The following is a 14137-nucleotide window of genomic DNA, read 5'->3' as shown; positions in this document are numbered from 1 at the left end:
CGGTATAATTTGATTGTAAATTAAGATATAATATGTATCATGTTTCATAAAATGGTTCATATTGGGAGGTATATGAAATGGTCACGAAAAGAGATATCATACAATTCTTAAACAATTCTCATACAGAATTATTAACTACCAAATCTATTGCTGCTCATTTTAATGTTACTCAAAGAACCATACAAAATTACTTAAAAGAGATCAAAGAAGAGTATCAGGATTGTATAGAAACTACATCAAAAGGAATTATCGTTAAGCAATCATTAGAGTTAAAAGAAGATTACTCTATTCCTTTGACCTATGAAGAAAGAAAATCCTATATTCTACGAAATCTTTTGGTAAATAATTATCGCTTTGATATAGATAATCTTGCTGAATATTTATGTATTTCAGAAGTTACCCTACAAAATGAAATAAAAAAGATCAGACGCAGTATTGAAAAATATGGTCTGGTCCTTAAAACAAAAAATAATCAATTATTTATCAATGGTACCACAAAAGATAAAAAAGCTCTTATGATTCAGCTAATTTATGGTGAAGCAGAAAATTCACTGGTCAGTCTGTCAACACTGAATGATATCTTTCAAAATTATAATGCAGAAGAAATCCGTGATATTCTCATACAAAAGCTAAACGATGCACATTTCTTTATGGATGAATATTCCCTGATTAATTTATTACTTCATATATTAATCGCGATGGATCAGCAGCAATCTTTATCTCTGACACAAATCAATGAGGATATGCATCAAGAATTTAGAGATTTAAATCACCATTTTGTATCAATTATTGATGAAGTGTGCAAATCACTCGAAGAAATTTATAAAGTGAAATTCACTAGTAGTAATCGTTATCAGTTTACACTGCTCTTAATGACAAGAGCTATCAGAAATAAAGAAATCGAAGGAATTGATCGTACAAAATTATCTGTAAGTAATGAAATATTATCATTGGTAAGCTACATCATATCTGAAATTTACAAAATTTATGACATTGATTTAAATACCAATGAATTCGTCATCGCATTTTCTTTACATATTAAAAATATGTTGATTCGCCTAAAAGAACAAATTTCCATTCATAATCCATTATTATATAATATAAAATCTACTTCCCCATTTATCTATGACATTGCTGTTTATATTTCTAATTTAATCAGCAAGGAACAACATGTGGAAGTATATGATGATGAAATCGCCTATATTGCTTTACATATCGGTGCTCGAATAGAGGAATTAAATAGCATCAGAGATAAGTTAAAAGCAGTTTTGGTCTGTCCACAATATTATTCTTATTATAATCAACAGTTTAAAAAAATTGAAACGTACTTTCACGATGATATGATGATTTCATCTATTGTCACAAATCCTATTGAATTAGAGGATATATCATGTGATATTATTCTTTCCACAATTCCTGTGAATAAAGGAAATCATTGTGTGTTGATATCAAATTTTTTCAATGAAAATGATAAAGACAATATCAGCATCATGATCAAACGATTAAAAAAAGCAAAAGCAAGGGATAAAACAATTGATTTACTAAGAAAGCTCATTGATAAAAAGTTGTTTACCCTCCATGCAAAGTACCAATCAAAAGAAGATGCTATCAATCAAATGAGTGATGCTTTACACTCTCTTGGTTATGTACAAGAAGAATTTAAACAGAAAATATTTGATAGAGAAAAGATATCCGCTACCAATTTTGGTATGATTGCAATACCACATCCTATTGATTTTTACGCTAACAAAACAGTGATAGAAGTATCAATATTAAAAACTCCTGTTTTATGGGGAAATACTTCCGTAAGAATTATCTTTATGGTATGTATTAATAAGCGTGACTTTTCTAATTTTTCAGATGTATTTTCCTTTCTTGCAGGAACATGCAGTGATGATGAAAATCTAGAACGATTAGTTAATGTCAAATCATATGATGAATTTATGAATACCATTATTGCTTTATATGAATAAAAAAATACCATTTCCTGCCCATTGGAAACGGTATTTTTCTTCTACAATAAATATTTTTCCACAAACTCCGCAATACCATCATGGTCACAATCGCCTGTGATATAATCCGCAACACTCTTTGTCAGCTCACTGCCATTTTCCATGACCACACCAACACCAGCGTTTAACGTCATGTCATGATCATTATCAGCATCCCCAAAGGTACAAAGATTATCCATTGTCCAGCCGTGTAATCCCATAATTTCCTCCAAGCCATATGTCTTTGTGACTCTTGGATCCATATATTCATACAATACACTTGCCGTAATTAATCCTGATGATTTATAGTTATCATTATGGAATGTCTTACTTCTTTCAATTACTGTATCCATGTATTCTGGCTCAAATACCAACATTACTTTTGGTTTTGGCTCCGCTAAAAATTCATCAAAATCTACGACACGATAATCAATACCATCTGCCTTAGAAAGCATTTTAATTAAATCATCATCCTTTGGCGCAAACAACAATCCATCATATGGAATCGCAAAATTTACATTTAAATCTTCATAATGCGCAATAATTTCTTTGATCAATGCACCATCTAAAGGAAAACTTGCTTTATCAAAATCCAACGTTACATCAAAAACTTCACCGCCACCGCTTCCAACAATGGCATCTACTAGACCTTCAATTCCCCATTCACCAAGCTGATTTCTTACACTCTTTACATCACGCCCTGTACATAAACCAAAAAGAATACCTTTTTCTTTTAACTTTTTGATTGCTTTGACTGTCTTTTCAGTCACAACTCCAGCATTACCCAATATTGTACCATCTACATCACACATAACTGCTTTTATATCTAATCCATTTACCATGTACCTTAACCTCCTAGCCTTTTTCTCATACACAATCGTACCTTATTTTGGAGTTACATACAATGGATTACGTTTTCATAGAATAGAAAATTTCGTACAAATTCACAAAACCCTTTAAAATGGGCATTTAAAGCAGATAAATCACGTTTTTAGGGGGACTTTTTCAAGAAAAATCACATTTTTTGGACGAGTTTTATGCAAATCATCACGTTTTTAGGGCGACTTTTATCAAAATCATCACGTTTTCCTGAAAAATAAAGAAAGAAAAGCCGTATGCATCGCATACGACCCCTTATTAAATCAAATGATATCGCTGTAATAATTCTTCGATAACGGTTCCCTGAATCTTCTTTAAACCTTTCTTTTCAATGACTTTCATCATCCAAGGCAATTCAATTTCTGATAGTTTTTTACCATCCATCATCTTATACGTACTATCCAATAATACACGAACGTCGTAACAAGAATTAAATACTTCAGGAACACCACGATCAACATCTAATAATGTATATACAGCTTCCATTGCTGTTCTTACGGAATATTCGGTTGTAAAGACTGTATCACGAACTGTATCCGCAAACTGACCGATAAATGCAAAGTTTACACATCCATCAGGCACAACCTTTGGTCGATCTCCTTTGGTACGAGGCATAAAGAATGCAGTAATATAAGGCATCATACATGGGATACAACGTGCAGAATTGACTGCCATATCATGGATTTCATCTTCTGGAACACCTAAGTGATATAACCATTCTTCTGTGATTTCTATACCTGTACATTCTCTCATCGGTTTCTTAATATAGTTTCCTGGCACATCGCCAAATAATCCATAGAACCAGATGACTAGCTGATCTTTGGGCTGATCTTTGAAGTGTGGCTGGCGGTTGATTGTCCAACTTAATAACCAGTTAGAATCTTTTGCGGTTACAATACCACCGGTTGTGACTTTCCCTGCGAATGGATCACGTTTACAAATCTTCTCCAAATATGGTGGAATCTTATCATCTAATGTTGTAATGGTTGCGGATTCCCAATATGTTTTTTCTGTATCAGTACAGAATTTATCCGGATGTCCAAAGCTTGGATCCTGTGCTGCGATATTTCTCCATAACTGCCAACAGCCACCATTTTCCGTTTTAAATTCTGGGGCATGGTTTTCATCACCAAGACTGGAATTTTCTGTACAGCTGCCATTTGTCACAAATACCAAATCATCTTCGATTAAATCGATTGTTTCTTCTTTTCCACCATGGATACATACAATCTGTTTTGCGACTTTTTTATCATCTTTGATATCAAAAATTACGTTTGTGACTTTAGTATCATACTGGAATTGCACATGATGTGCTTCCAAGTATTTAATCATAGGCAAAATCAAAGATTCATATTGATTATATTTTGTGAACTTTAATGCAGAGAAATCTGGTAAACCACCAATATGGTGAATAAAACGCTGGATATATAACTTCATTTCCAAAGCACTGTGCCATTGTTCAAAGGCAAACATGGTTCTCCAATATAACCAGAAATTACTCTTAAAAAATTCTTCATCAAATACATCATTGATGGTTTTATCATATAAATCTTCATCCTTCGTAAAGAACAATTTCATGATTTCCATAGCAGCTTCATCACTTAGCGCAAATTTTCCATCTGTATGAGCATCTTCTCCACGATTAATTGTCGCACGCATCAAAGAATAGTTAGGATCTGCTTTATTTAACCAATAATATTCATCTAAAACAGATACACCCTCTGTTTCAATAGAAGGAATAGAACGGAACAAATCCCATAAACATTCAAAATGATTTTCCATTTCACGACCACCACGGATAATAAATCCTTTGGTTGGATCTTTGATACCATCACATGCACCACCTGCGATATTTAATTCTTCTAAAATATGTATATGTTCCCCTTTCAACTGTCCATCACGAACCAGGAAACATGCGGCTGCCAAAGATGCTAAACCAGAACCAACAAGATACGCTGATTTACGATCAACTCCAGCTGGTTTTAAAGGACGTGCAAATGCTTCATAATTACCATTACTATAATACATATCCATTACCTCCGTTTGTTTTTACACCTATAGGATAACGTGAATTTTAAATTGCCACCATAGACACGACTTTGCCCGTGTTGAAAGTTTTCACACTTGCCTGTATCTGTCTAAAATTTTGACATAACCCCTTTGGTGTCTAGTTTCTTTATTTAAGTATATCTGTTTGAATTGCGAAATTTGGAGATATCTGGAAGGCTTTTCTATTTTGTGCGAAACCCTGTATAATTATTTTATGAAATATATGAAACTATTTTTTTATATCTAGTGTTATATGGGTGAAGGAGGGGAAAAATGAATGAGAAAGCTTATCTAAAGGAAATCAGAAAAGGGAATCAAGAAGCTTTAAATGCATTTATTGAAACATTATATCCTTCCGTATATCGCTATGTTTTCTGCAAAGTATCAGGAAAAGAGGAAGCAAAAGATATTACACAGGAAGTCTTTCTACGTTTTATCAAACAGATTCACAATTATCAAAGTAATGGAAAAGTGCTGGCATATTTATACACCATTGCGATGAATTGTTGTCACACCTATTATCGAAAAGAAAAACGCTTTGATTACACAGAATTAAATGATGAGATATCAAAAGATGATTACAATCTGTCAGAAGATGTCCTTCACACATTGACCTTTGAAGAATTAAGATTATGCTTACAAAAACTGCCAGATAAAGATCAGGATATTTTAATCTTTCATTATCTGAAACAAATGACATTCAAAGAGATCTCACAAATCACAAATGAAAGTGAAAACACATTAAAAACCAGACATTATCGTGCCCTTGCCAAAATGAAAAAAATAATAAAGGATGGTGATCAACATGTATCATGACTTTGATGAGATTGATATTCCAGAAGAAGGTTTGGAAACGACCAAGCAACAATGCTACAACGTATTAAAAGAAACGATACCGCCTACAAAGCTATCCACCATATTTCAGCTTTATATGTTAGATACTGCTTATTATATCAAAAGTGCATGCTTGGGTATCGTGATGCTTCTTTCTATTGGCTTCTTTTTCCCAGATATGTTTCTTGCGAGTTCTACTATTTATTTTATGATATTAGGAGCGCTCTCTGCTTATGAAACACATAAACATCACATCTATGAAATGAACGAATTATTAGATGTCACCTATTTGAATTCTGGAAGGACCTTTCTTTATAAGAGCATTTTGATTTCCACATTACAAATCATTGGGTTTATATTTATTCTTTTGATTCAATTAAATTTACCAAATGCAAACATCAGCTTATTAATATTAAATACAATTTTACCAATTTATTTGATACAGTGCATTTCTATGGTATTTGAAAGATTTATTCATACAAAGTTCAGTGCCATTATTTTATATGCATCTTGTTATGGTATTTATACAACATTAAAAGAGGTTATTATTTACCAATTAATGAGCATTCCTATGCTTTATGTCTATACTGTATTTGGTATCATTACAATTTTATTAATCATTTTATTATTTATATTTTACAAAAACACCGAAAAGGAGGAAACGTTTTATGGAATTAGTAATGAAGGATATTAGTAAATCATTTAAAGAAAAAAAAGCAGTCGATCACATTTCACTTACATTAAACAATGGAATTCATGCGTTACTTGGCGCAAATGGCAGTGGGAAAACAACACTGATACGTATGATCTGCGGGTTATTACCAAGTAGTGAAGGTGAAATTTATGCCGATGGGGTTTCCATCAAAAAACAATATGACATCTTTTGCGATATGTTAGGTTATATGCCTCAACATTTTGGTTTTTATCCAAATTATACGATTGATGAATTTTTAAACTATATGGCCATTGTAAAACGTATTCCAAAAAAAGATGCCCAGATACGGATTGATCATTGGATCAAGGAATTAAACCTGCAAGAACATCGTCGTAAAAAAATGAAGAACTTGTCAGGTGGTATGTTGAAAAGAGTTGGAATCATTCAGGCATTATTAAATGAACCAAAGATTTTAATTTTGGATGAACCAACTGCTGGTTTAGATCCAAAAGAACGTATTGTATTTAGAAATCTGATTGCGTCTTTATCAAAAAAATGTTTGGTATTATTATCTACACATATTGTCAGTGATATTGAAACCATTGCGGATGATATTATCGTTATGAAACAAGGAACTGTAATTATGCATGATACCTGCGAAAATCTATTGAAAAGTATGGAGCATAAGGTATGGAATGTTCATGTAAGCGATCAAGAGGCAACACAATTGATGAATCAATACATCATCGTAAAAAGCCATCAAGTTGCGGATGGGGTAGATTTACGTATGGTATCGGATGTGAAGCCAAATGCACAAGCCATAGAAGTTGAAAGTGATTTAGATGATTTATATTTATATCATTTTAATGAAGAAGGTGATGAAGCATGATGCGCCTGATTCTCAATGAAGTCAAAAAGATCTTAAAGAATAAGCTTAATTTATTCGTCATTCTTGCGATGATCATAGGAATGGGGATTGTTAGTTATCTTAACTTATCACCAGAAGACATACCACTTTATCTTGATCAAACACCAATTGTTTTAAAAACGTTTGATGGCAAAGAATTAAAAAATATAGAAGAAGTAAAAGCCTATAAGCATGAGATATTATCCAAATATCATAAAAAGGCAGATGCGTCTTTGTGGGAACAATACAAAAAAGATTACAACAATTACTACAAAGAATTTACAAAACAATATAATGATGCCATGATGAAAAAAACGTATGGCAAAGATTATTTGGACATATTCAATAAAATAAAAGGTCAGGTTTCAGAAGAAGATGCAAATAAGTATATGAGTATGGAAAGAAATAGCCCTTATTCAATTAGTCCATCGAGTATTAGTGATTACAACGCCGAAACAAAAACAGTGATCCTTCCTGCCTTTTATGAAAAGCAAGGCGAGCTATATATGTTAAATTATATCTATCGAGGAACTTATGATGCATCTTATGTATCTCAAGCACAAGGTAGCGGCGATGCTTTACTAACTGATTATGATGAATTTTATAATAATCCTTTATACTATATGTCACACAAAGATAAGCTTGAAGAAAGTGCCTTATCTTCTATTGAAATGAAAAATAGTGCGCTAAAAACATTGAACCTGAATCAAATCAAACAAACGATCAAAAACAATGATTTTGTATTTGGTGATACCAGTGATATGGAACAGTTTATCGGATTATTAACTAAATTTACATTCTTCACATTACTTGTTTCTGCGATTGTTTTGGCAAATTCATTTTCTATTGAAAATCATAACAAAACAGACCAAGTGATTGTCCCATCAAAAACAGGGTATAAAAATATTACAATTGCGAAATTGACTGCAGGTTTTCTTGTGGCTTTCACAACCGTTTTACTACAACTACTGGTAGTGTTTATGATCGCAAATTTAAAGTTAAATTTAGATAGTTGGGATTGCAGTATGACGGAGGAAATATTTTTAAGCATGTATTCCTATAAAGAATATACACTCCTATTTATTGGCTTATTATTACTGGCAACCTTTGTCATTTCCATGCTTACGATGGCATTATCTTTCTTCACAAAAAATCAATTTATCACCATTATCATCATGTTCCTATTTGTTATGACTCCTTATTTCGCAACACTATTTCTGCCTGTAGATATATTAAGATTTACACCTAGTATTATGTTGGAACCAAACCATTACCTAATTCCAAATGTGTACTATGGATTCCCTTATTTGTCTGTTTTCTCTCATGCCCTTATGTGGAAAAATTTCATTACGATGTTCTGGTTATTATGTGGAGTTGTCCTCATTGCAGTCATGCTAGTGAAAGCAAAAAGGCATTATGTAGAAAATCGTTAGGGGTTTTTATGATACGTTTAATTTTAAGTGAAGTGAAGAAAGTATTTAAAAATAAAATAAATATATTAATGATTTTATGTGTTTGTGGATTCATGACCTATACAACATGGGATTGTTATCATGAAGAACCAATAATTCCTTTGAAAACTTTTGAAGGAAAAAAACTTACAAAGATGAATGATGTATATCGCTATACAGATAAAATCATATCAAAATATGAAGGTGTTGCAACCGAAGAAACATGGAATCAGTTTTGTGATGATTATAATGCCTATTATGATCAATTCACAAAAGAAGTTGATGATGAAATCATGATAAAAATATACGGTAATAATTATAAAGAACTATTCGAAGAAGTTTCAAAAAATTTGAATGAAGATCGATATTTTGCAATTGAGAATCAATATGGTGAAAACATTCATAAATATATGGGAACATATGCTGGAATAGATTATGATTCAGAAACAAAAACTGCAGCTCTACCTATTGTCTATAAGCATCAAGACGAATTAAATATGTTAAATTTTATATATTTAGATTCATATGAAACTATATCTTATAAGAAGCCTGATATCCGGTCTTATAAAGCTTTACCATTATATGTTTTATCACATAAAGAGGATAATATTAAAAGTTTAGAAGATGCAAAAAAAGTGTATTTATCACAAAATGAAAATGCATTGATAGATATAGAAAGCTATAACAAATTTATTGAGGATAAAATACATCATACAACTTTTTACTTTGGTGGTACGGCATCCCTAAATCCTTTATATACCTCATTATCACGATTTAGTTTTCTTAATCTTATTCCTATCGCAATTATTCTCGCAAATATTTTTTCCATTGAGAAAAAAACTAAAGTGGATCAGATCATCGTTCCTACAAGAGAAGGGCCTATAAAAATAGCAATTGCGAAAGTCTGTGCTGGACTTACAATCGGATTATTTACAACTTTGCTTCAGTTATTTTGTATTTTTGCAATTGCTTATCTTACATTAAAGCCTACAGGAATGCATCTACCAGAATATGCTTTAGGCACAGGATATAGTTTTAATCCATCCATGATTAGCGGTATTTATACAAACAATGCATTTATTATTGGAAGTCAAATCCAAATGCTTCTATTAGGAACCTTTGCAATTATTATATTCACTGTTTTTCTTTCTTCTATAACAAAAAACCAGTTTGTCACAATCATTATTGTATTATTATTTATTTATGTGCCTTTCTACTTCCAAAGTGGTGAATTTGATATAAACCAAATCATCTATCCTTGTTTTTATATGTATACTTCAGGAACTAGCCCTATTTCCATAGGTAGTCAGATATTTTATTTAAAAGATATTTCTACGATATTATGGTTGAGTATTGCTGTTATTTTTTCCATTATCATATTCATACAAGCCAAAATCAAATATGTTAGTAATAGGTAAAGACAGATAGATTTAAAAAAAATACGATATCCTATTTATATTAAATATAGAAAAAACATCTACATTGCATTTTGTAGATGCTTTTTTACTATTCTGGAATCCTATAAATATTCATCTTCTAAATCGCCATATTCATCCCCTGAATACTTCCATAAAAACTCACTAAATGATTCACTTACCAAATGATTGTCCAATGTGTAAAATAATCATATACAAGAAGTAAACATTCTAAATCTTCTAGCTTCGCTTTTTTGAAAAAAAGGATTTTTTTCATTCTCTTTCACACCATTCTTTTCAAAAACCATCTTAAGACGTTTCATTACATCATCATAATTCATTTAGGATTCATTTTCAATATCTCCTTGCATAATATTTTATTATCTTTAATTTCCAAAATACGTTCTATATACTTTTTTCTCTAAGGCATGCTAATCACATCGTTATCGATTATAGTCGATAAACACATTGATTTTGTTTGCTGTATCTATTGTAGTCGATGAACGAAGATTCTTTTGTGATTCATCGTTTTCTAGCGGACACCAATAACATCATGGGTCTGCGCATTTCATCTTTCATACCAGGAAGATCTAACATATCCTGTGGTGGTTGTGGTTCAATGATATGTTCAATCACAAAATCATTCACTAGCAATGTATTCAAGTAAGTAGTCAATGTTCTATGATATTTTGTGACCTTTTCACCCAGAAATATCGCATCCCTTTTTCCTTCATAATAATAGCGATCGACTGGAAAATGTAAGATATTTCCATCATCATCATAATACCAGTCCTGTGTTCCAAATGATGTAAAGACCGGATGTTCTACAGAAAAAACAAATGTTCCATCTTTTTCTATCCAATGACTGATATGCTCTACCAGTGTTGTAAAATCTTTCACATAATGAAATGCCAGTGAGCTTAATACAACATCAAAAGAGTTTTCAGGAAAATCTAAATCTTCCATCGCTTTTTGTTCATATGTGATGACATCTGCACTGTTTTTCTCTTTTGCAACTTCCAGCATCTTTTCTGAGATATCAATACCGTGAACAAGCTTTGCGCCATGATTTGCGGCATATAAACAATGCCAACCATAGCCACAACCTAAATCTAAAACACGTTTTCCTTCAAAATCAGGTAACAGTTTTTGTAGCTCTGACCATTCGCCAGCCCCCTGTAAACCTTTTTTTGAACGTTCCATTTCACTATATTTCTTAAAAAATACTTCATCATCATATTTATTTTCTTTCATTATCCTTTACCTCCCATGCAAAAAATGATATATGTTCTGACTTCTGCATGGGTCTATGCTCTTTTATGACCAATAATTCCTTTTCTCATAACACCCATCCTTTCTTCTCAAACATAATAGATTTCCTATATCTATACAATATGTTGAAATCCTTTTAACGCCTTATCAATATCTCCATGAATCACGATATCTAATCGATCAATAATTTTCTTAGGAGAATCTTTCATTCCTTTTCCAATCCACTCCAGAATTAATCCAACAAATCCATATTTATAAAAGTTCGCAATGAATGCTTTATCTTCCTCTCGCACAGATTTATCCTTTGCCTGTTCTTCCACCACATCCATCAACAAACGATAGGTTTCCTGGTATAAAAAATTTTCTAAATGTTCTCTTGAAACAGAATGATAGGTACTCATCACAAAATCACGATTGTTTTCTATGTATTCAAAGATATGAAAGAATCCTTCCTGCCAAGTCGCATACGTCTTTTTATCACCAATCACCTTTAAAGCTTCACTGGTATAGATCCATTCAATTAAATCATAAATATCTTGAAAGTGATAATAAAAAGTTTGACGATTAACTTCACAATCTTCCACAATATCCACGATGGTGATTTTATCAAGTGGTTTCGTTTTCAATAATGTTTTCAGTGACATCGCTAATGCTTTTTTCGTTGTTTGTGACATGTTCCTTCCCCCTATCCATTAGTTTTAATTTATCTTGTCGATTCATTTGTTTTATCTCATATTCTCTTTTTCGCGCTGTAGTCGCATCTTTACATACTTCATAATAATAAACTTCCATTGGTGGATGTGCTTTCGTATATTTTGCGCCTTTACCATTCACATGTTTTTCGTAACGTTTTAATAAATTTGTTGTCCAGCCACAATATAATGTTTCATCTATACATCGCAGCAGATAAACATAATATCCATCAGCTTTCGGCAGTTCATTTAATAGCATTTATCCACCAGCTTTCTATTCATCATTTTACCATATTTTAAGTATCATGAGAAAGAAGGATTGACAAAAATGTTACAATAGAATTAGAAAGAAGGTTGATTGGTTATGAAGGTTATTTTATTCAATGGAAGTCCTAATATTCATGGTTGTACGTATACTGCATTACATGAAATTGAGGAAACGTTACAAAAAAATGGTATTGAAACAGAAGTATTTCAGGTAGGCTCCAAAAATGTCCGTGGATGTATCGGGTGTGGTAAATGCCGTGAAAGTGGAAAATGCATTTTTGATGATATCGTGAATGAAGCAATTGATAAAATCAAAGAAGCAGATGGTGTAGTCTTTGGTTCCCCGGTATATTATGCAAGTGCCAATGGTACCATGATTTCATTCTTGGATCGTTTATTCTATGCGGCATCACAACATTTGGCTTATAAACCAGGTGCCGTTGTAGTAAGTGCAAGGCGTGCTGGAACAACCGCTACTTATGATGAACTGAATAAATATCTAGGCATTAGCAATATGTTAATTGTTCCTGCCCCATATTGGAATATGGTACATGGAAATACTGCAGAAGAAGTTAAGCAGGATAGAGAAGGTTTGTATATCATGCGTCAGATTGGTGAAAATATGACATGGATGTTAAAGATGTTAGAAAATGCCAAAGCAAATGGTATTGCCCCTGCAATACTTGAAAAAGAAAGAACAAATTTCATTCGATAAATCAAAGGATAATTTTATAAATAACGATAAAAAGAAGAATCGTCAAAATAAATGAGGATTCTTCCTTTTTTTATGATTAATGAAGTTTACTATATGTTTTCTTCAACTCTAATAAGACATCTACATGCTGAAAATCTTTTGGATATACCAAGTTAATTTCACGAATCATGGTGGAATTCATAATCGGAATCGTTTTTAATCTGCCTTTTTGTTCATCCTCTTTACAAGCATTATGTGACATGATCGACACACCCATATTACTCATAACCAGTTCCTTGATTGTCGCAAGGGAATCTGTTTCAATTAATATACGATAATTCCTGATAGAATCACGTTGAGATTCTAAGTAGCTTTCAAATATCTCTCGTGTTCCTGCTTCTTTTGATCGAAGTATAAATTTTTCATCACGTAATTCACTCATTTTTACACTAGAGCGCTTTGCCAAAGGATGCTTAGGTGAAACAATCAGACATAAATAATCGGTATCCAACAAGATAGAATGATATCGATCAGAAGTGAGTCGTCCATCTATAATCGCAAAATCTGCTTCATATAATTTCAGTTTATTATAAATATTATTTATAGAATCCGTAATCAGATTTATACGAACATCACTATGTTCACTGCAATATGCCGCAAGTAACTGTGGGATATAGTATTCCCCTGCTGTTGGTGTTGTCGCGATCACAAAGCGGCGAAGATGATTTTTTGCGTCCTCTAAAGCTTGATGTGTACTATTATATACAGACATCATTCGATGTGCATACTTTTCTAAAATCTCTCCTTCAGGCGTTAAAATTAGGCTTTTTTTACTCTTGTGAAAAATTTTTACCTGAAACTCTTCTTCAAGCTGGCGTATCTGATGACTAATTGCTGGCTGTGTTAGATGTAGCTGTTGAGCAGCCTTTGTATAACTTTTACATTCAATAAGTGTCAAAAAGGAAACAATTCTAGTATCTATCATATGATAGCACCTCCTTATTATAAATTATTTTCATAAACCTCTAAAT

At 32.2% G+C, this 14137-nt stretch carries 13 protein-coding genes; 7 read left to right on the top strand and 6 right to left on the bottom strand.

The features are described from left to right. Positions 1 to 77: 77 nt before the first annotated feature. A complete protein-coding gene (locus DW114_RS00635) occupies positions 78 to 1973 on the top strand; it encodes a BglG family transcription antiterminator (RefSeq protein ID WP_117451399.1) in 1896 nt (631 codons plus the stop codon). Between the two features lie 41 nt (positions 1974 to 2014). Here the strand turns inward: DW114_RS00635 and DW114_RS00630 are convergent, their stop codons facing one another. Both DW114_RS00630 and DW114_RS00625 read right to left on the bottom strand, forming a co-directional pair. Beyond that, a complete protein-coding gene (locus DW114_RS00630) occupies positions 2015 to 2833 on the bottom strand; it encodes a Cof-type HAD-IIB family hydrolase (RefSeq protein WP_117451397.1) in 819 nt (272 codons plus the stop codon). A gap of 295 nt (positions 2834 to 3128) precedes the next feature. Then, positions 3129 to 4898 (bottom strand): oleate hydratase, encoded by a 1770-nt coding sequence (locus DW114_RS00625; RefSeq protein ID WP_117451395.1) that lies wholly within the window; start codon positions 4896 to 4898, stop codon positions 3129 to 3131. Positions 4899 to 5192: 294 nt separating this feature from the next. Here DW114_RS00625 and DW114_RS00620 point away from each other — a divergent pair, with 294 nt between their 5' ends. The 5 genes from DW114_RS00620 (at position 5193) to DW114_RS00600 (ending at position 10184) form a co-directional block, all read left to right on the top strand. After that, positions 5193 to 5735, top strand: coding sequence for an RNA polymerase sigma factor (locus DW114_RS00620; RefSeq protein ID WP_117451393.1), 543 nt, complete (start codon positions 5193 to 5195; stop codon positions 5733 to 5735). After that, positions 5725 to 6447, top strand: coding sequence for a hypothetical protein (locus DW114_RS00615; protein WP_117451391.1), 723 nt, complete (start codon positions 5725 to 5727; stop codon positions 6445 to 6447). The genes DW114_RS00620 and DW114_RS00615 overlap by 11 nt, the downstream gene beginning before the upstream one ends. After that, on the top strand, positions 6422 to 7297 hold the full coding sequence (locus DW114_RS00610; RefSeq protein WP_117451389.1) for an ABC transporter ATP-binding protein: 876 nt from the start codon (positions 6422 to 6424) through the stop codon (positions 7295 to 7297). The genes DW114_RS00615 and DW114_RS00610 overlap by 26 nt, the downstream gene beginning before the upstream one ends. Next, positions 7294 to 8748, top strand: a complete 1455-nt coding sequence (locus DW114_RS00605) for an ABC transporter permease (RefSeq protein ID WP_117451387.1) — start codon at positions 7294 to 7296, stop codon at positions 8746 to 8748. The genes DW114_RS00610 and DW114_RS00605 overlap by 4 nt, the downstream gene beginning before the upstream one ends. Before the next feature lie 173 nt (positions 8749 to 8921). Next, complete coding sequence (locus DW114_RS00600; protein WP_147322612.1) at positions 8922 to 10184, top strand: hypothetical protein; 1263 nt, start codon at positions 8922 to 8924, stop codon at positions 10182 to 10184. A gap of 519 nt (positions 10185 to 10703) precedes the next feature. Here the strand turns inward: DW114_RS00600 and DW114_RS00595 are convergent. The 3 genes from DW114_RS00595 to DW114_RS00585 form a co-directional block, all read right to left on the bottom strand. Further along, a complete protein-coding gene (locus tag DW114_RS00595) occupies positions 10704 to 11435 on the bottom strand; it encodes a class I SAM-dependent methyltransferase (protein WP_117451383.1) in 732 nt (243 codons plus the stop codon). A gap of 131 nt (positions 11436 to 11566) precedes the next feature. Further along, complete coding sequence (locus tag DW114_RS00590; RefSeq protein ID WP_117451381.1) at positions 11567 to 12127, bottom strand: TetR-like C-terminal domain-containing protein; 561 nt, start codon at positions 12125 to 12127, stop codon at positions 11567 to 11569. Then, on the bottom strand, positions 12060 to 12404 hold the full coding sequence (locus tag DW114_RS00585; protein ID WP_117451379.1) for a GIY-YIG nuclease family protein: 345 nt from the start codon (positions 12402 to 12404) through the stop codon (positions 12060 to 12062). Before DW114_RS00585 ends, DW114_RS00590 begins: the two co-directional genes overlap by 68 nt. A 105-nt stretch (positions 12405 to 12509) precedes the next feature. On the opposite strand from DW114_RS00585, the gene DW114_RS00580 reads away from it, so the two are divergent. Next, positions 12510 to 13127, top strand: coding sequence for a flavodoxin family protein (locus DW114_RS00580; RefSeq protein WP_117451377.1), 618 nt, complete (start codon positions 12510 to 12512; stop codon positions 13125 to 13127). Positions 13128 to 13203: 76 nt separating this feature from the next. Here the strand turns inward: DW114_RS00580 and DW114_RS00575 are convergent, their stop codons facing one another. Continuing rightward, a complete protein-coding gene (locus DW114_RS00575) occupies positions 13204 to 14091 on the bottom strand; it encodes a LysR family transcriptional regulator (protein ID WP_117451375.1) in 888 nt (295 codons plus the stop codon). Positions 14092 to 14137: the final 46 nt, after the last annotated feature.

The organism is Absiella sp. AM09-50, from assembly GCF_003433845.1.
Taxonomy (GTDB): domain Bacteria; phylum Bacillota_I; class Bacilli_A; order Erysipelotrichales; family Erysipelotrichaceae; genus Hoskinsella; species Hoskinsella hominis.
Note: the sequence above shows the minus strand (reverse complement) of the source record. Positions and strands in the feature narration are given on the sequence as shown.